Genomic DNA, 17,824 nt, shown 5'->3' on the forward strand with positions numbered 1-17,824 from the left:
CCGCGCCACCGGCCCGGCGTCGCCATCGGCAGGGTTACGTCCGACGGCTCCCGCGACCCGAACCGCCGCCCACGCACCACCCCCGCACCACCCTGAGGAAGATCATGAAGTTCACCGACGGCTTCTGGCTCATGCGCCACGGGGTCGAGGCCTCGTACGCGACCGAGGTCCGCAGTGTCCGCGCCGACGCCGACCGCTTCACCGCCCACGCCGCGACCAAGCGCGTCGAGCGCCGCGGCGACACCCTCAACTCCCCTTTGCTGACCGTCGATTGCTTCTCCCCCGCCGAAGGCGTCATCGGCGTCCGCACCACCCACCTGGCGGGCAAGCGCCACCCCGGCCCGGACTTCGGCCTGCCGGGCGCCGACACCGGGGTCGGCCAGGTGCGCCATGACGGCGACACCATCGAGCTCACCAGCGGCCCTCTCACCGCACGACTGGACCAGGCCGAACCCTGGGCGCTGTCGTTTCGTGACGCGGACGGCCGGGAGGTGACATCGGCGGGCCGCAAGGGCACGGCCTTCTTCACCACCGGCGACGGCGCGCACCACATGGCCGGGCGGCTTGCGCTCGGCGTCGGCGAACAGGTCTACGGCCTCGGCGAACGCTTCACCCCGTTCATCAAGAACGGCCAGGTCGTGGACATGTGGCAGGCCGACGGCGGCACGAGCAGCGAACAGGCGTACAAGAACGTCCCGTTCAGCCTGCACGTCTCCCCCACCGGTGCCTACGGCGTCTTCGTCAACCATCCCGGCAAGGTGAGCTACGAGATCGGCTCGGAGTCGGTCGGCCAGATGCAGTTCAGCGTCGAGGACCAGACGCTGGAGTACTACGTCGTCGCGGGCCCGACACCGAAGGACGTGCTGCGCCGCTACACCGCGCTCACCGGCCGCCCCGCGCTGCCGCCGGCGTGGTCGTTCGGACTGTGGCTCACCACGTCTTTCACCACGCAGTACGACGAGCAGACGGTGACGTCGTTCGTCGACGGCATGGCCGAGCGGGACATCCCGCTGAGCGTCTTCCACTTCGACTGCTTCTGGATGCGCGAGTACCAGTGGTCGGACTTCGAGTGGGACCCGGATGTCTTCCCCGACCCCGAGGGCATGCTGGCCCGGCTCAAGGGGCGGGGACTGAAGATCTCCGTGTGGATCAACCCGTACATCGCGCAGAAGTCCGCCCTGTTCGACGAGGCCGCCGCCGCGGGGTATCTGGTGAAGCGGGCGAACGGCGACATCTGGCAGTGGGACCTGTGGCAGGCGGGCATGGCGCTCGTCGACTTCACGAACCCCGAGGCCTGCGCGTGGTACCAGGCGAAGCTGAAGGTGCTGCTCGACCAGGGCGTCGACTGCTTCAAGACCGACTTCGGCGAGCGCATCCCCACCGACGTGGTCTGGCACGACGGCTCCGACCCGGAGCGCATGCACAACTACTACACGCACCTGTACAACCGCGCCGTCTTCGAACTCCTGGAAAAGGAGCGCGGCACGGGTGAGGCCATCCTGTTCGCGCGCTCGGCGACGGCGGGCGGCCAGCAGTACCCGGTGCACTGGGGCGGCGACTGCTGGTCGTCGTTCGGCGCGATGGCGGAGTCGCTGCGCGGCGGGCTGTCACTGTCGTTGTCGGGCTTCGGCTTCTGGTCCCACGACATCGGCGGCTTCGAGGGCACCCCGGACCCCGCGGTCTTCAAGCGCTGGCTCGCCTTCGGCCTGCTCTCCTCCCACAGCCGCCTCCACGGTTCCAGCTCCTACCGGGTGCCGTGGGAGTTCGGTGACGAAGCCGTCGACGTGACCCGGCAGTTCACGCGGCTCAAGCACCGCCTGATGCCCTATCTGTACGGCGCCGCCGCCGAGGCACACCACACCGGCGTGCCGCTGATGCGGCCCATGCTCCTGGAGTTCCCGGACGACCCCACCGCCCGAGGCCTGGACCGGCAGTACATGCTCGGCCCCGACCTCCTGGTCGCGCCCGTCTTCTCGGCCGACGGCGTCGTCGAGTACTACCTGCCCGAAGGCACCTGGACCCACCTCCTGACCGGCGAACACGTCCAGGGCCCGGCCTGGCGCCGCGAAAGGCACGGCTTCGACAGCCTGCCCCTGTACGTCCGCCCAGGAGCGGTCCTCCCGCTCGGCTCCGACACCCAGCGACCCGACGGGGACTGGCTCGACGCCCTTTGCTTGCTCGTCACCCCCGACGCCCACCAGGTGACGGTCACCGTCCCCGACCACACCGGCCGCCCTGCCGCCGCCTACCAGGTGACGCGCGAGGCCACGGGCATGGCGGTGACCGTGACGCCACCGGAGGGACACGCCACTCCACGCACGGTGCTCTCGGCCGACCTGTGAGGTCGCGTCCCACGACCGAGGAGAGGGGTGAGAGGGACGCGCCGGTCAGGAGGCTCGTTGTGCCGCGCCGTGCAGATGGTGGACCATCCAGAACTCCTGAACTCGTTCGCCATCACCCGTCATGGCCGTGACCAGGGAACTCAACATGCCCGGCAGGCCTGCGCTCGTGTCGGGCCGATGTGCCGCGACACACCGAGCAAGGACATCGAAGACGATGGCCTGCCGGAAGAAGGCCTCGGAGGGGCGTTCCCACTCGGGGACGAACTCATCGGCTTCGCCGGAGCGCAGCGATTGGGCCCGCAGGCGAGCGAGATCACCCGCGGCGCCGAGTTCCCCCTGGAGCCGGTCCCGTACGGCACGAGGGGCCTCCTCCGCCGCGAGAGCAGCCACGACCAAGGGGTGCGCGCTCAAGTCAGCGTGTTCAACGGCCAGTTCCATGGCGTGGCGGCGCAACCGCCCGAGCAGTGCCGGGCCCAGGTCCGTCAGGTAACTCACGAACGGTTCCCGTTGCAGCAGCGGTGAGTCGATGAGCCCCTGCCCCAGTACGTACTGCGGTACGGGCGTGATCTGAACGGCGTGGTGTGGGCCTCGTACCCAAGCGTCGTCGAACCGGGAGCCCGTCGCGCGCTCGACAGCCGCCAGTCCCCAGCCCCAGCTGCCGCTTGTCCTTGCGGGCAGGCCCTCCAGCAGGGGTTCCCAGGCGTCGGGGGCGGCCCCGTACGGGTCGTCGGGGACGACCATGTCGAGGGCGCAGGAGACGAGTCCGTCTTCGGCAAGGCTCAGCCGGGACACCGCGTTGACGTTCCAGAAGGCGCTGGCCGTGCGTCCCAGACGGGAGAGGGGACGCAGGACCTCCTCGCGGGACCCCTGATAGTTGTTGTTCTCCACGACGACGACGGCCGGTCCCGAGCGGGAGACGAGGATGAAGTCTCCGTCGTCGTGCTCGCGCAGATCCTCCAGACACATCGGGCGAGCGTGCGCGGGGTCCCCGCCGAACGCCTGGATCACGGCGTCCTCGTCACCGCCGCGCACGACCGTGAACGTGGCTGCCTCCTGAAGACCCAAGCCGTCGAGGAGCTCATCAAGATGTTCGGGTGAAGTCATGCGGGGATTGTCGCCGCCACCACTGCCAGCCCCCTTCCACGGCCTCCCCCTCCGGGGTACGGCGGGTCGTGTTCCGGCCGAACAACTGCTCCACAGCTACCTCACTGCCCCCTCAGCCCGCCGCCTTTGATCCTGGTCACGGACCCCTGAGGGGAGAACGCGTGGTGGAAGGTGAAGGCATGCGGCGTGGGGCCGTGGTCGCGGAGGTGCTCCAGCCTGGAGACCCCGTCCTGCCAGGTGGGCGTCTCACCGTGCCCGGTGGGTGTCTCGCCCTCCCCGGTGGGTGTCTCGCCCTCCCCGGTGGGCGTCTCACCGTCACCGACCCACCAGAACACGTGATTGGGGTGTTCCGACCTCTCGAACCAGTCGTGACGCCTGTTCAGCGCCGCACGATGCAGACCGGTGTAGACGGCGTCGAAGGCGGGGCGCAGGCCGGTCCAGAGCGAGAGGGACGCGGCCAGGGCGATGGTGTCGGCCGTACGCCCCTTGCCGTACCAGGCCGGCACGGCGAATTCTCCCCATGCACCCCAGTCCAGGTCGAAGTGTGCGCCCCGGGCGCCGTCGGCCGCCTCGGCATGAGCGAGGTATCCGGGGCTCCGGCTGATCTCCTGGTAGATGGCCCCAGCTCTGTCGAGGAAATCACGCATGAGAGCAGCGGGGTCGGCGAGTGGTGACTTCAGGACGCCGAATGTGTACAGCGCAAGATGAGGCATGCGTCTCTTTCTGGATGAGGACCTGGTGGGGACATGTTTCGCCGGCTTACGCGAGGAGGCACGGATGCGCAGGGCGTGACCGTGACCGACTCATCTGCTCGCGCATGACTCAGCCCGAAACAGCACCCTGCGACCGGGGGCGATCGCCGAAGACCAGGTGAAGGTAACTACCTGAGCGGGCCTTGTCGAAGTTGCGCTTTTCTTGCCCAAGTGCCCTCGTATGCCGCCCATTGCGGCCCCCGGGGGTGAGCGGGGGCGGACTCTCTCCGCCGATGCCCCGGTGCATGCGCAGTTACGGGAGACGCTCCAACTGCCTGCCCGTCCACCGGAGTTCACGCGAGCGCCTTGTTTGTTGAAGTACCAACTGTGGGAATGAAAAGGCTTGTTGAGACGGAAGTGTCACCCCCCACAGGAGGCCCCATGCGCCGTCGACTCACCGCGCTCGCCGTAAGCACCGCTTCCCTCACCCTGGCCATCGGCGTAGCCGCCTCCCCCGCGTCGGCCGTGCCCGCCGACAAGGCGCAGGTCCTCAGCCAGTGGACCCAGACCGACGCGGGCAGTTACAACGCCTGGGCGTCGGCCAACGCCAACCAAGGAGCCTGGAGCGCGTACCAGTTCAACTGGTCCACCGACTACTGCTCCAGCTCCCCCGACAACCCCCTCGGCTTCCCCTTCAAAACGGCCTGCGCGCGCCACGACTTCGGATACCGCAACTACAAGGAAGCGGGCACCTTCAACGCCAACAAGGCCCGCGTCGACAGCGCCTTCTACGAGGACCTGAAGAGAGTGTGCGCCAGGTACAGCGGCGCAACGAAGAGCACCTGCGACGGGACGGCCTGGACGTACTACCAGGCCGTCGACAAACTCGGCTTCACCCGCGTGGTGGGCGACGGAAGCGCCGCCTGACCGGCCACTCACCTGCACGAGGGGAGGCGGTGACCACGTGCACGTCACCGCCGCTCCCCCCTGCTTACATACGGGACTTCATTACGTCGACCTCACAGCCGGGCGCGGACGGGTCGAAGCCGTGCTCTACCAGCCAGCGGACCCCCAGCAGACTGCGCAACGAACCCCATGCGCGGACCACATCGAGGTCGACGTCGGTGCCGTAGCCGGCCATGAGGTCGTCGAGGTGCTCTTCGTGTCCCAGCGTCAAGGTGGCGATGTCGTACAGGGCATCACCCTGACCTGCCTCGGACCAGTCGATGATGCCCGTGACCTCGTCGCCGTCGACGAAGACGTGAGCGATCTGCAGGTCGCCGTGCGTGAACGCCGCAGTCCACGGACGGAGCGCGGCCTCGGCAACCTGGCGGTTGCGCACGATCAGATCGGTGGGCAGGACATCGTTTGCCATGAGCCACTCACACTCGGAGTCGAGTTCCGCCGCCAGCTCGTCGAGGTTACGGCCGGCGCGGCCGGGCCGGGGAGGCAGCGGCGCATCGTGCAGCTTCCGGATGGCGGCGCCCGAAGCCGCCCACGCCGCCGGGGACGCGGTCGACGGCTCGCCCAGGCGGCCGAGCGGCACCCCCGGGAGCGCGGCGATCGCGAGCACGGGCGGTTTCCGCCACAGCACCTCCGGGGTCGGGACCGGCACCAGCGCCATCGCCTCGACCTCGACGTCGGTGCGCCCCTGATCGGCGTCGACCTTCAAGAACACGTCGCCGACTCGCAGCGTCGCGCGTTCGTGATGGGCGACGACGACGTTGACCTCATCCATGGCGCCCAGTATCCCGAGATGCTCGTCGACGTCACCGGAATTACCCCGTACGACTGCCCGGCAGACCGCGTCTCGCCCCCTCCGTACCCCGGTGCAACTGTGGCGTAGCACGAGACCCCCCGCACGGGAGCACCAGGCGGGATGCGGCGGAGGTGCCCGCAGGTGTACGGGCGTGGATTGCGCGGGTAGGTAGCCGCGCGTGGTGTGTTTCGGCGTCACAGCCGCGCGTGGTGGATGTCGGCGTCACAGCAGCGCGTGGTGAATGTCGGCGTCACAACCGCGCGTCTGCGTTCGCGCTCTTACGACCTGGGGGGTCATGCTCGATGAGCACAGCAGGGTCTGCAAAGTCCGTGTTAAAGACAGGGGTCAAGCGACTCCTGGGACGTGCCGGCTTCGACATCGTTCGGAGCACCAACAGCCGCGGCGGGGTGGACGACTTCATTCCGTTCGAGGCCACGATGCGGGCCGCACGAGCGGCCGGGCTGTCGGTCGGCGACTACGTCGACGAGGTCATGAACGGAACGCCCGGTGCCACCCAGTCCACCATCGATGAACTACGCGCCCTCGGCGTCTTCGCTGCCGACCCCGCCACGGTGCTGGAGATCGGCCCCGGCTCCGGGCGATACCTGGAGAAGACGCTGAAGGAGTGCTCACCCGACCGGTACGAGATCTACGAGACCGCCGCCCCCTGGGCCGACTACCTCGTGGACACATACAAAGTGGTCGCCCGGCCCACCGAAGGAAGCAGTCTCGCCCCGACACCCGACGGCAGCATCGATCTCGTACAGGCCCACAAGGTCTTCAACACCGTGACCTTCCTCTGCGCCTCCCGCTACTACTTCGAGATGGCACGCGTCACGCGCCCCGGCGGCCGGATCATCTTCGATGTGATGACGGAGAACTGCCTGGACCCGGCCACGATGCGCACCTGGGCGGCCAAGGGCGGTGCGGGGCACGGCTCGTACCCCGCCGCCATGCCCCGCCAGACGTGCGTGGACCTCTTCGCGACCCTCGGCTGCAGCCTGGAGGCCGGATTCCTGGCCCCCATGGGCGTCGCCTCCACTGAAGTACTGGTCTTCAAGAAGAGCCTCTGACCGCGGACGACCCACCGCGAGCCCCTGCCGACCTCACGATCCTCCGGATGCCAGCCGGGGCAGCCCGTGGGGGATCGGGGATCGACGTCGACGGCGCCGTCCTTGAGGGCCAGGCGGTACAAGCGGTACACCGGCAGTGGCCGGTACGCCGTCGACCTGCACGGATGGGGTGGGCCGGATGTGTTTCCCGCTCCACCCGCAGGGCAACCGGCAGAGGCACCCTCCGGCCCCGGCCTGGCGAGGCTCGGTCACAGACGCTGGGAGGGAAGGCCCGGAACCACGCGCGAGGACCCGAACCACCCGGTTCGGACGGCATACGGAGGTAGCTGCGATGTTCCCGGCACAGCAGGGTGGCTCCTCACGGGGAACCAGCGGACTGTACGACGTCCTGGAGCTCATCCTCGAGCGAGGCCTCGTCATCGACGCGGAGATCCGCATCTCGGTCATCGGCATCGAGCTCATCAAGATCGACGTGCGGATCGTCATCGCCAGCGTCGACACCTACCTGCGGTTCGCCGAAGCCTGCAACCGGCTCGACCTGGAAGGTGGCCCCTCCCAGCGTCCGGGACTGCCCGAGCTGATCGGCGACATGACCGGGGACGGGGGCCGGAAGGAGAAGCAGCGCGCCCGCTCCACCCACCGGCCCGGCGGGTGACGGGCCGGCCGCTGCTCTTGCTCCACCCGGCGCGTCCAGTGAAGTGAGTACGCCCAGGGCCCTCCGGGCGATGTTCTCCGACGTTCTCGCGGGCCAGCGATGAGTTTCCCCGCCTGCCTCCGTCCTACCTGGTGAGCGCCAAGGAAACAGAGGCACGCTACGGGCAGCATCGGCTTGGCGTCCGTCTCGGGGCACCAGCCGCTCTCTGATCGAAAACTCCTGGACAGGTGGTATCGAGATGGACAAGCAATTCACCGCGACCCTGCAGAAGAGCCCGAACAAGGGCGGCTGGACCTACGTCGTGTGGCCCCAGTCGGTCGAGTACTTCGGCACCGGCGGCCTGGTGAAGGTCCGGGGCACGATCGACGGTCACCCGTTCCAGAGCTCTTTCATGGCTCTGGGCAACGGCACGCACAAACTGCCCGTGAAGGCGGACGTGCGCAAGGCCATCGGCAAGGAAGAAGGCGACACCGTGATCATCCGCCTGGAGGAACGCTTGGACGCCTGACTCCGGCCACGACCGCACCCGGATACGACGAACCTCGCAAGAACCGATCTCGCCTCACGGGAGGAACGCCACTGCCGGGAAGGCCGGAGACGGCCCGTCGAGCAGGTGCCCCCGGCGCTGACGCAGGTGCTCGTCGAAGAAGGCGAGCGGATACGCCTGCTGGATCTTGATCGCCTGCCCGGGATCGAGGGTGCCGATCACGTCCTCGAGCTGCTGCCTGCTCCATCCGTACAGCTTCGCCACCTGCGGGAAGAGCGCCTCGTTGTCGCCGTACGAGATATGGGCGGCGCCCCGCGCCTGAATGTCCAGGCGCCAGCCCCGCAGGTGCGACCAGAACGCCGCGGCTTCGGGGACCGTGGCCCGGGTGAACTCGGCCGACATCATCATGAACGGCCGGTGCAGATCGCCGGCCAGCGGCGGCTTCATCTGCATCGGGCCGTCCAGGCTCAGCCCGGCCCGGATCCGCTCGTCCGCGAGCATGGCGCAGGCGGTGGCCGTCCCGCCCTTGGACCAGCCGAGCGCGCCCATGCGCCGCACGTCGAGGGAGCCTCGCAGCCCGGCCGGCAGCTTTCGTCGGTCGGCGTCAGGGTTGCCCCCGGCGGCGAGTTGCTCGACGCAGTCCAGGACGAAGCGCAGGTCAGCGGCGAAATCCCCGGGCAGCGTCGGCGCCTGCCTGTCGTCGAGCGGGACGGCGACGCGGCCGTCGGGGAACTGGGTGTAGGTGTCGTACTGATGGGCCACCGTCACCACCGCGTACCCGTGGCTGGCGAGCTCCTGGACCATGACGGTGTGGTCGCCCTGGTGGCTGTGCGCGCCGTGTGAGAACACGACGACGGGCAGCCGACCGCCTGTGCGGCGCACCGGAGCACACACCCGCCCAACCGTCAGCGGCCCCAGCGAAGCCAGATCGCCGAACCCGGCGTCGGTGAGGAACGCCCGAAACGCACCGGCAGGCATCCAGGGCGCCACCGGATGGCGCATGGCGTCCCGCGCCGGATACCAGACCGTGGCCATCAGCTCACGGAAGTGGCCGGGACCCGCGATGACGTCCGGACGCGACCGGTCGACGAGGTGCAGTTGGATCGTGCCCACCGGGTACGGCCCCGTCGGCCCCGGCAGCACCAGCCGCCGCGCGACCGGGGCGGCCCACGCGGAGCCGGCGACGCCGGCGAGCGGCACGGCCGCCCCGGCGGCCAGAGCAGCACCCATAGCGTGCCGGCGCGTAAAACCCTTCCGGCTGATGAACGGCGTGGTGGTCATGGGCCCTCCCCTGGTGACGAAGCGTCAACGGCGACCCGCGGCCGACCCGCGGACACAGGACGACGCTGTCACGTGCCCCTCCCCCGCGGCATCGGCCCGTCGATCACCTGCACGCCGACCGCATCAGCCCACGGGCTTACGTCCGTGGACTGATCCCGGACTGATCCGGTCGGCAGAGCAAGCAGGCACTAACGGTCAACCGTGTCCGCCGGGGCCCGGGGCCGTACGCTCCCGGACCCCGGCGGAGTGCGGTGTGCCTACAGGGCCGGGTAGGCGTTCTTCATGAGCTCCTGGAACTGGGCGGAGAACCAGTGGCCGGAGACCGGTGCGTTGGGCAGCGCCCCGGACATGTTGTTGTTGTTGCGCGGGTTACCGGTGTACGTGGGGTCGCACATGCGGTCGAAGCCCTTGCCCTCGTCGTTGTCGATGGCCTTGCTCGAACCGTCGGACTCCCCCGGCGGCTTCATCCACACGTAGGCGTCGATCCCGGTGGCCGGGTTGGCCTGCGGCCGCTCGCCGAGGCCCGCTCCGGACTGGTTGCACCAGTTGCCGAGGTGGATGCGGCGGTCGTAGCGTCCGCCGTTCACGTACGTGTCGACGTCGGTGGTGGCCCCGGGTCCGGTGGGCCGGGCGGTGCCGCCCCAGCCGTTGCGGGACGTGTCGATCAGCATGCCGAGGTTCTGGTCGAAGCCGAGCGAGACCAGCTTGGTGCGCATGGCCTGGGCGTACGACAGCTCGTCGGTGTAGCGGTTCCAGTCGACCCACTTGGACTCGCGCACCGACTTGCCCGCGACGGAGTCGCCGATGGCGAAGTTGTCCTCCTTGAGGGCGCTGTAGTTGGCCGTGTTCACGATGAAGCCGTGGACGTCGGACAGCTTCGCGCCGTTGCTGGAGGCGGTCGACTTGAACAGCTCGGCGGAGGGGCCGAAGTTGTCGTCCCAGCCGAGCCAGCCGTGGTGGCCCGCGTCGATGTAGTTGTAGACGTTCTTGATGTCACCGAGCTTGTCGAGGGCGTAGCCGACGCCCTTCTGGTAGTTGCCGTTGGCCTTCATCACGTCGCAGTTGGGCGTGGCCGTGGGCCGGCCGGAGACGTTGGTGACGAGGTTGGGCAGGGAGTCGATCTCGATCGTGGTGACGATGCGCAGATCCTTGTACTTGGGGTCGGCGAGGATCGCGGCGATGGGGTCGATGAAGTCGGTCTTGTACTTGTCGATCTCTGTCGGGCCGAGTTCGCCGTTGGAGGCCAGAGCGGCGCAGTCGCGGCCCGGCAGGTCGTACACGACGAGCTGGACGACTTGTTCGCCGCTGCCCTTCTGGGCGAGCGCCGCGTCGAGGTGGTCGCGCAGGCCCATGCCGTCGCCTACGCCGTTGACGGCGGCGATGCGGTCGAGCCAGACACCGGTGGGCTGGTTCGCGATGCGCTCGCCGCCCGGTTCGGCCTTGGCCTTCGCGGACCACTCCGGGTTCACGTACACCTTGGCTCCGGCGTACGGGTTGTCGACGCGGTCCCCGGGCTCGGTCGGGTCGGTGGGGTCGGTCGGGTCCGTGGGATCGGTGTCCGCGTTGCAGGTGACGCCGTTCAGCTTGAAGGTGGTGGGCAGGGTGTTGCTGCCGCTGTAGGTGGCGTTGAAGCCGAAGGAGGCGGAGGCGCCGGTGGACAGGTTGCCGTTGTAGGAGGCGTTCTTGGCGGTGACGGCGGCGCCGGCCTGGGCGATGTCGGCGTTCCAGCTGTTGGTGACCTTCTGGTTGCCCGCGTAGGACCAGGTGAGGTTCCAGCCGTTGACCGCGGCGCCGTTGTTGGTGACGGTGACGGCGGTGGTGAACCCGCTGTCCCACTGGTTCTGCACCTTGTAGTCGACGGTGCAGGCCGGGGCCGCTGCCCCGACGTCGGGCTGCGCGACGGCGGTGCCCGCGCAGGCGGCGCCGGTGAGGGCGAGGGTGGTGAGCACGGCGGTGCCGGCTCTCGATCTGATACGGCTCATGGTGTGCGGTGTCCCTTCTGAGACGAGGAGGGTCGTGCGGTGCGGAATGGTCGCGCTGCGCAGGGTGGTAGCGCTGTGCGGGATGGTCGCGTTGTGCGGGATGGTCGTCGTCGGTGCGGGGCCGTCATCCGTTCACGGTGCGCAGGTGATCGCGCAGGCCGGTCCCGAACGCGGTCGGTGTGCCGTCGTAGGAGCTGATCAGGGAGGGGCCGGAGGAGCAGTCCCAGGTGTTCCAGGTCCAGCCGAGGTAGGACTGTTTGCGCTCGTCGAACCACTTCATGACGCGGTCGATGAACCCGTGGGAGCAGGTGTTCTCGCCGATCTCCCCTGCCACCAGGGGCACTTGGTCGGCGACGGGCCCCAGCGTGGTGTCCCAGCAGCTCTCGGTGGAGCAGGTGTTGAAGTTGTACACGTGCCAGGCCGCGGCGAGATTGCCGGCCGGGTCGGACGGCCGGTGGGCGAGCCACTGGCTGAGGTCGTTGGAGTAGGCGAGGCCGCCCGCGAGGATCACGTTCTTGGCGCCCGTGGCGCGGACGGAGTCGACGAGGTCCTGCATGCCGGCGACTTCGTAGCCGATGCCGGGGCAGGTGCCGCCGTCCTTCCAACAGGCCCACGCATCAGCGGTGTTGGAGGTGGCGCGGTCCGGATAGGGCTCGTTGAAGAGGTCGAAGACGACCGTCGGATCATCCTTGAAGGTGTTCGCCACCGACGACCAGAAGCCGGGGGCGTAGCGGGCGTCCGGCATCGGCTTCTGGCAGGTGGCGTGGACGTCGGTGCAGCCGGCCGAGTTCCCGGTGTACTGGCCATAGGACCAGTGCATCTCCAGGATCGGCGTCATGCCGTGGGCCTTGATCTTGGTGACCAACTCCTTGATGGCGGACTGGTAGTTGGCGCCCGCGTATTCGGGTTTGATGTTGTCCAGGCCGAGCCAGCACTCCTCGTTGAGCGGAATCCGGACAGCGTTGGCCTTCCAGTCGGCGATGGCCGCGACGGATGCGTCGTCGACCGGACCGTCGAAGATTCCGTGGCCCTGTACGCACATGAACTCGGCGCCGGAGCGGTTCACGCCGAGGATCCGGCGGGTCGCACCGGAGGCGTCGACGAGTTTGTTCCCGGACACCTTGAGGGCCGGAGCCTCGCCCTCGCCGCCCGGATCGGTCGGGTCGGTGGGATCAGTCGGGTCGGTCGGGTCGGTGACGTCGGTGTTGCAGGTCGTGCCGTTCAGCTTGAAGGCCGTCGGTGCGGTGTTGGCGCCCGACCGCGATCCGATGAACCCGGCCGAGACGCTGCCGCCGGCGGGAAGCGCGCCGTTCCAGGACTCGTTGGTGGCGGTCACGGCCGTCCCGGTCTGGGACCACTTCGCGGCCCAGCCCTGGGTGACCTTCTGTCCGTCGGCGAAGGCGAAGGACAGATTCCACCCGTCCTTGGCCGCGCCATGGTTGGTGACCTTCACGGCGGCCTGGAAGCCGCCGTCCCACTGGCCGGTGACGGAGTACTCCACCGAGCATGCGGGGGCAGCCGCGGACGCGACGTCGGTCATGGGGACGAGCGTGGCCGCCGAGACGGCGCACGCGAGCAGGATGGCGCGTAACGCATGACGCGGGGGGTGGCGCATGAGCGACTCCTTGCAGCTCGGGCGCGACCGGCACATGGCCGGTGCGTCGACTGATGGAACCGCTCCCACTGGTTGCTGGTGGACTGTAGAGAATGAACTCCCGTCAAGCAACAGAGGAGTTGGGAATTCTCTGCTGTCGAATTTATTCGACTCTTCAAGCCCCTTGACCCCAATTTCCTCCTTCCCCATCCTTGGGAGCGCTCCCACTGGTTCACAGGTTGTGACACCCACATCACAACGCCACCCCTCGCTCCGCGAACCGCAAGGAGGCACCAGGGCATGCCACAAAGACGGGCCCGGCGGCTGTGGACCGCTGTCGCGGCCACCCTGGCACTACCGCTCGCCACACTCACCGCACTTCCCACCACCGCCGACGCGGCCGCGGTCGCATGCAGCGTCGACTACAAGACGAACGACTGGGGCTCCGGCTTCACCGCCGATCTGACGATCACCAATCGCGGCACCACGGCGATCGACGGCTGGACCCTCACCTACACCCACAGCGGCAACCAGAAACTCGCCAACGGCTGGAATGCGACCTGGTCGCAGTCCGGTAAAGCGATCACCGCGAAAAGCCTTTCGTACAACGCGAAGATCGCGCCCGGCGCCGCCGCCACGGCGGGCGCGCAATTCACCTACAGCGGCGCGAATGCAGCGCCCACCGATTTCGCGGTCAACGGCACCACGTGCGCGGGCGCCCATCAACCGCCGATCACGGTACTCACCAGCCCGAAGGCCGGCGCCGTCTACTCGGCCGGCGACGACGTCCCGCTCGCCGCCACCGCCGCGGCAGCCGACGGGGCGAGCGTAGACAAAGTCGAGTTCTACGACGACACGACCCTGCTCGGCACGGACACCACCGCGCCGTACGAGCTCAGCACGGACACCCTGACGGCCGGCACGCACTCCCTGTACGCGAAGGCGTACGACAGTCAGGGCGCCTCCGGCGAATCGACACCGGTCGGCATCACCGTCGCGACGGGCCCCGCCCTGGTCGCCACCCCGTCCCAACTCGGCGTCCAGCAGGGCAAGTCGGGCACCTTCGACGTGAAGCTGTCGACGCAGCCGACATCGGACGTCACGGTCACGACGGCCCGCACGGGAGGCAACTCCGGCCTGTCCGTCTCCTCGGGCACGAGCCTGACCTTCACGCCGTCGAACTGGAACACGGCGCAGAAGGTGACCATCGCGGCCGACGCCTCCGGCACGGGCGCGGCCACCTTCGGCGTGACGGCCCCGGGCCACACCAAGGCCACGGTCACCGTCACGCAGCTCGCCGCGTCCAAGACGTACGATGCCCGCTTCCTCGATCTCTACGGGAAGATCACCAACCCGGCGAACGGCTACTTCTCGCCGGAGGGCGTCCCCTACCACTCGGTCGAGACGCTGATCGTCGAGGCGCCGGACCACGGCCACGAGACGACATCGGAGGCCTACAGCTACCTGCTGTGGCTCCAGGCGATGTACGGCAAGGTCAGCGGCGACTGGTCGAAGTTCAACGGGGCGTGGGGCCTCATGGAGAAGTACATGATCCCCACCCACGCGGACCAGCCGACGAACTCCTCCTACAACGCCTCGAAGCCCGCGACGTACGCACCGGAACACGATCTGCCGTCCCAGTACCCGGCGAAGCTCGACCCGTCGGTCTCCGTCGGCAGCGACCCGATCGCGGGAGAGCTCAAGAGCGCCTACGGCACGGACGACATCTACGGCATGCACTGGCTGCAGGACGTCGACAACGTCTACGGCTACGGCAACGAGCCCGGCAAGTGCGAGGCGGGCCCAAGCGCCACCGGACCCTCCTACATCAACACCTTCCAGCGCGGCGCGCAGGAATCGGTGTGGGAGACAGTGCCGCAGCCCACCTGCGATGCCTTCAAGTACGGCGGCAAGAACGGGTACTTGGACCTGTTCACCGGCGACGCGTCCTACGCCAAGCAGTGGAAGTTCACCAACGCCCCTGACGCCGACGCCCGGGCGGTGCAGGCCGCCTATTGGGCCAATCTGTGGGCCAAGCAGCAGGGCAAGGGTTCCGATGTCTCGGCGACCGTCGGCAAGGCCGCCAAGATGGGCGACTATCTGCGGTACTCGATGTACGACAAGTACTTCAAGAAGGTCGGGAACTGCACCGGGCCGACGACCTGCCCGGCCGGTACCGGCAAGGCCGCCTCGCACTACCTGATGTCCTGGTACTACGCCTGGGGCGGCGCGACCGACACCTCGGCGGGCTGGTCCTGGCGCATCGGCTCCAGCCACACGCACGGCGGCTACCAGAACCCGCTCGCCGCCTACGCGCTCTCCTCGTCCGCCGACCTGAAGCCCAAGTCGGCCACGGGACAGGCGGACTGGGCCAAGTCGCTGGACCGGCAGCTCGAGTTCTACCGCTGGCTCCAGTCAGACGAGGGTGCCATCGCCGGCGGCGCGACGAACAGCTGGGGCGGCAGCTACAGCACCCCACCGTCGGGCACGCCGACGTTCTACGGCATGTACTACGACGAGGCGCCGGTCTACCACGACCCGCCGTCGAACCAGTGGTTCGGCTTCCAGGCGTGGTCGATGGAGCGCGTCGCCGAGTACTACAAGGAGTCGGGCGACGCCGATGCCAAGGCGGTCCTGGACAAGTGGGTCGACTGGGCCCTGTCCAAGACGACCATCAACCCCGACGGCACGTTCCGCATCCCCTCCACCCTCCAGTGGTCGGGCAAGCCCGACACCTGGAACGCGTCAAGTCCTGGCGCCAACGCGGGACTTCACGTCACCGTCACCGACTACACCAACGACGTCGGTGTCGCGGCGGCGTACGCGAAGACCCTGACGTACTACGCCGCCAAGTCCGGCGACACCCGGGCGAAGACGACGGCGAAGGCGCTGCTCGACGGCATGTGGGAGCACAACCAGGACGCGCTCGGCATCGCCGTGCCCGAGACCCGGGCCGACTACAGCCGCTTCGACGACCCGGTCTACGTGCCGAACGGCTGGACGGGCACGATGCCCAACGGCGACAAGATCGACTCCTCGTCGACCTTCACCTCGCTGCGCTCCTTCTACAAGGACGACCCCAACTGGTCCAAGGTCGAGGCCTACTTGGCGGGCGGGGCGGCGCCGACGTTCACGTACCACCGGTTCTGGGCCCAGGCGGACATCGCGCTCGCCATGGGTTCGTACGCGGAGCTGCTCGAGTAACGCCCCGCCGGCGGCAACTCCGCGCACACCGGGCCGGGCAGGCCCCCTCCCCGGGGCCTGCCCGGCCCTCTTCCCTATCCCTCGGCCCTTGCCCGGCTCACCCCGGGAAATACGCCTGGCCTTGATGTCCCCGCCAGTGGCACCATCTGTGAAATGCCCCCTTCCCTGCAGGTCGGCCCCTACACCGTCATCGAGCTTGCCGACGGCGCGGGCCCCTTCTTCTCTCCCAGGTCGCAGGCGTTCCCCGCCGCCACCGCCCAGCAGTGGGCGGCGGCCGACCAGTTCGATCCCGGCGCAGTGGATGCCGAGGGGCGCTGGCGGCTGCAGTTCCGCGCGTTCGCGATCCGCGGCGACCAGGGTGTGACAGTGGTCGATGCGGGGATCGGCCCGGCCGACAGCCCGGCGGCTTCCTGGGCGCCCGTGCCCGGGGCGCTCCCGGCTTCGCTGGCCGCCGCGGGCATCGAACCGTCCGACGTCGACACCGTGGTGCTCACCCACCTGCACACCGACCACGTCGGCTGGGCCGTCCTCGGCGGCCAGCAGCCGTTCTTCCCCAACGCCCAGTACCTCTTGCAGCAGGCCGAACTCGACGCGCTCGACGAGATCAACCCGCAACTGCGGTCCCACGTGATCGCCCCACTCCAGAAGACCGACCAGCTACGCCTGCTCGACGGCGACGTTCCGCTGCCCAGCGGCGAACGCATCGTCGCCACACCCGGCCACACACCCGGCCACCAGAGCGTCCTCGTCACCGCGGGACGCGAGCAGGTCGCCGTCACCGGCGACCTGCTCGTGCACGCGATCCAACTGCTGCACCCCGAACTCGCCTACGCCCACGAGATGGACCCGCAGCAGGCAAGGTCCTCAAGGGAACAGGTGCTGCACGGCCCGGCCGCCACCCTTCACCTCGCGACCCCGCACCTGACCGAGCCGTTCATCACCCGCTGACCCGCCCGCGACCGGGCCACCGGGTCACTGCGTGGTGGTCCGACGCAGGCGGAAGGCGGAGAGGAGGAAGAAGATTCCGCCGAGCAATCCATAGCCGGCCAGCGCGCTCAGCGAGGCGTTGTCCTTGCCGGCCTGCGCGATGAAGGAACCTCCGGCGAGGGTGGACAGGGCGCCGCTGACGATCATCGGCCACTGGCCTGTCATGCCGCGCCGCAGGACGCCGACGATCAGTTGGACGAGTCCCGCCGTGATCGCCCAGAGCCCCCAGACGCGCAGGACGGCCGGGATCCCGGAAGTTGCCGCGACGGCCAGGCCCGCAGTGGCCATAGCGCTCAGCGCGATGTTCGCGTAAAGAGCACGCGCCGGTCCGCCGCCCGGTTTGGTGGCCCTGGCGTCCATGACGGCGCATCCCACGTCGAACAAGGGATAGACCACCAGCAGCGTCACGCTCAGAGGTCCCAGGGTGCGCGCGGAGGTGAACAGCAGAACGGCCCACACGGCGGCGAACGTGAAGCGCGCGAGATACAGGTGGCGCAGCGCGGTGGAGGCACGCGCGGCCACATCGGTGGCCGGAGTGACGAAGGTGGTGTCCATGGGATTCCTTTCGGCGGAAGCCAGCGAGCGGTGTGGGTGAGGCGACGTACGGGAGCCATGTGCCGTGATCGTGGCTGACCGTGCCACCCCCTCCAACCAATGAGGGAGA

At 68.8% G+C, this 17,824-nt stretch carries 13 protein-coding genes and 1 pseudogene; 7 read left to right on the forward strand and 7 right to left on the reverse strand.

Going from position 1 to position 17,824, the window contains the following annotated elements; translation table 11 throughout:
• Window positions 1-104 precede the first annotated feature (104 nt).
• Complete coding sequence (yicI, locus tag ACWFRU_RS04795) at window positions 105-2,342, forward strand: alpha-xylosidase (RefSeq protein WP_453684667.1); 2,238 nt, start codon at window positions 105-107, stop codon at window positions 2,340-2,342.
• A 45-nt stretch (window positions 2,343-2,387) separates the two neighbouring features.
• On the opposite strand, the gene ACWFRU_RS04800 is transcribed toward yicI, so the two are convergent.
• Both ACWFRU_RS04800 and ACWFRU_RS04805 read right to left on the reverse strand, forming a co-directional pair.
• Window positions 2,388-3,446 (reverse strand): DUF6461 domain-containing protein, encoded by a 1,059-nt coding sequence (locus tag ACWFRU_RS04800; RefSeq protein ID WP_453684668.1) that lies wholly within the window; start codon window positions 3,444-3,446, stop codon window positions 2,388-2,390.
• Between the two features lie 101 nt (window positions 3,447-3,547).
• Window positions 3,548-4,159 (reverse strand): DUF3291 domain-containing protein, encoded by a 612-nt coding sequence (locus ACWFRU_RS04805; protein ID WP_453684669.1) that lies wholly within the window; start codon window positions 4,157-4,159, stop codon window positions 3,548-3,550.
• Between the two features lie 420 nt (window positions 4,160-4,579).
• Here ACWFRU_RS04805 and ACWFRU_RS04810 point away from each other — a divergent pair, with 420 nt between their 5' ends.
• Entirely contained in the window at window positions 4,580-5,065 is a 486-nt protein-coding gene (locus ACWFRU_RS04810) for a phospholipase (RefSeq protein ID WP_453684670.1), read from the forward strand.
• A 64-nt stretch (window positions 5,066-5,129) separates the two neighbouring features.
• On the opposite strand, the gene ACWFRU_RS04815 is transcribed toward ACWFRU_RS04810, so the two are convergent.
• On the reverse strand, window positions 5,130-5,876 hold the full coding sequence (locus ACWFRU_RS04815; protein ID WP_453684671.1) for a phosphotransferase family protein: 747 nt from the start codon (window positions 5,874-5,876) through the stop codon (window positions 5,130-5,132).
• Between the two features lie 323 nt (window positions 5,877-6,199).
• Here ACWFRU_RS04815 and ACWFRU_RS04820 point away from each other — a divergent pair, with 323 nt between their 5' ends.
• The 3 genes and pseudogenes from ACWFRU_RS04820 to ACWFRU_RS04830 all read left to right on the forward strand — a co-directional run bounded on the left by ACWFRU_RS04820 (window position 6,200) and on the right by ACWFRU_RS04830 (window position 8,133).
• Window positions 6,200-6,970, forward strand: coding sequence for a methyltransferase domain-containing protein (locus ACWFRU_RS04820; protein WP_453684672.1), 771 nt, complete (start codon window positions 6,200-6,202; stop codon window positions 6,968-6,970).
• A gap of 331 nt (window positions 6,971-7,301) precedes the next feature.
• A pseudogene (gene gvpJ / locus ACWFRU_RS04825) lies at window positions 7,302-7,604 on the forward strand (gas vesicle protein GvpJ); the annotation flags it as partial.
• A 259-nt stretch (window positions 7,605-7,863) separates the two neighbouring features.
• Entirely contained in the window at window positions 7,864-8,133 is a 270-nt protein-coding gene (locus ACWFRU_RS04830; RefSeq protein WP_453684673.1) for a DUF1905 domain-containing protein, read from the forward strand.
• 54 nt (window positions 8,134-8,187) lie between these two features.
• Here ACWFRU_RS04830 and ACWFRU_RS04835 read toward each other — a convergent pair whose 3' ends face one another.
• The 3 genes from ACWFRU_RS04835 to ACWFRU_RS04845 form a co-directional block, all read right to left on the reverse strand.
• Window positions 8,188-9,393, reverse strand: a complete 1,206-nt coding sequence (locus ACWFRU_RS04835) for an alpha/beta hydrolase family protein (protein ID WP_453684674.1) — start codon at window positions 9,391-9,393, stop codon at window positions 8,188-8,190.
• A gap of 257 nt (window positions 9,394-9,650) precedes the next feature.
• Window positions 9,651-11,375, reverse strand: a complete 1,725-nt coding sequence (locus ACWFRU_RS04840) for a glycoside hydrolase family 6 protein (RefSeq protein WP_453684675.1) — start codon at window positions 11,373-11,375, stop codon at window positions 9,651-9,653.
• A gap of 124 nt (window positions 11,376-11,499) precedes the next feature.
• Window positions 11,500-12,990 carry a cellulose binding domain-containing protein gene (locus tag ACWFRU_RS04845; RefSeq protein ID WP_453684676.1) on the reverse strand — a complete coding sequence of 497 codons (1,491 nt, stop codon included), beginning with the start codon at window positions 12,988-12,990 and terminating at the stop codon, window positions 11,500-11,502.
• Window positions 12,991-13,269: 279 nt separating this feature from the next.
• Here ACWFRU_RS04845 and ACWFRU_RS04850 point away from each other — a divergent pair, with 279 nt between their 5' ends.
• Together ACWFRU_RS04850 and ACWFRU_RS04855 are read left to right on the forward strand one after the other, a co-directional pair.
• Window positions 13,270-16,173, forward strand: a complete 2,904-nt coding sequence (locus tag ACWFRU_RS04850; RefSeq protein ID WP_453684677.1) for a glycoside hydrolase family 48 protein — start codon at window positions 13,270-13,272, stop codon at window positions 16,171-16,173.
• Between the two features lie 153 nt (window positions 16,174-16,326).
• The gene (locus ACWFRU_RS04855; RefSeq protein ID WP_453684678.1) at window positions 16,327-17,121 is read left to right on the forward strand and encodes an MBL fold metallo-hydrolase; all 795 of its coding nucleotides are present in this window, start codon (window positions 16,327-16,329) and stop codon (window positions 17,119-17,121) included.
• A gap of 24 nt (window positions 17,122-17,145) precedes the next feature.
• On the opposite strand, the gene ACWFRU_RS04860 is transcribed toward ACWFRU_RS04855, so the two are convergent.
• Window positions 17,146-17,715, reverse strand: coding sequence for a hypothetical protein (locus ACWFRU_RS04860; protein ID WP_453684679.1), 570 nt, complete (start codon window positions 17,713-17,715; stop codon window positions 17,146-17,148).
• Window positions 17,716-17,824 lie beyond the last annotated feature (109 nt).

The sequence above is a fragment of the Streptomyces sp. NPDC055099 genome, from assembly GCF_053607685.1.

Bases quoted from the DNA above. Each gene is read 5' to 3' on its own strand.
- ACWFRU_RS04850 (WP_453684677.1), top strand. From the start codon at position 13,270: ATGCCACAAAGACGGGCCCGGCGGCTGTGGACCGCTGTCGCGGCCACC.
- ACWFRU_RS04860 (WP_453684679.1), bottom strand. From the start codon at position 17,715: ATGGACACCACCTTCGTCACTCCGGCCACCGATGTGGCCGCGCGTGCC.
- ACWFRU_RS04845 (WP_453684676.1), bottom strand. From the start codon at position 12,990: ATGCGCCACCCCCCGCGTCATGCGTTACGCGCCATCCTGCTCGCGTGC.
- ACWFRU_RS04805 (WP_453684669.1), bottom strand. From the start codon at position 4,159: ATGCCTCATCTTGCGCTGTACACATTCGGCGTCCTGAAGTCACCACTC.
- ACWFRU_RS04800 (WP_453684668.1), bottom strand. From the start codon at position 3,446: ATGACTTCACCCGAACATCTTGATGAGCTCCTCGACGGCTTGGGTCTT.
- ACWFRU_RS04815 (WP_453684671.1), bottom strand. From the start codon at position 5,876: ATGGATGAGGTCAACGTCGTCGTCGCCCATCACGAACGCGCGACGCTG.
- ACWFRU_RS04810 (WP_453684670.1), top strand. From the start codon at position 4,580: ATGCGCCGTCGACTCACCGCGCTCGCCGTAAGCACCGCTTCCCTCACC.
- ACWFRU_RS04840 (WP_453684675.1), bottom strand. From the start codon at position 11,375: ATGAGCCGTATCAGATCGAGAGCCGGCACCGCCGTGCTCACCACCCTC.
- ACWFRU_RS04835 (WP_453684674.1), bottom strand. From the start codon at position 9,393: ATGACCACCACGCCGTTCATCAGCCGGAAGGGTTTTACGCGCCGGCAC.
- ACWFRU_RS04855 (WP_453684678.1), top strand. From the start codon at position 16,327: ATGCCCCCTTCCCTGCAGGTCGGCCCCTACACCGTCATCGAGCTTGCC.
- ACWFRU_RS04820 (WP_453684672.1), top strand. From the start codon at position 6,200: ATGAGCACAGCAGGGTCTGCAAAGTCCGTGTTAAAGACAGGGGTCAAG.
- yicI (WP_453684667.1), top strand. From the start codon at position 105: ATGAAGTTCACCGACGGCTTCTGGCTCATGCGCCACGGGGTCGAGGCC.
- ACWFRU_RS04830 (WP_453684673.1), top strand. From the start codon at position 7,864: ATGGACAAGCAATTCACCGCGACCCTGCAGAAGAGCCCGAACAAGGGC.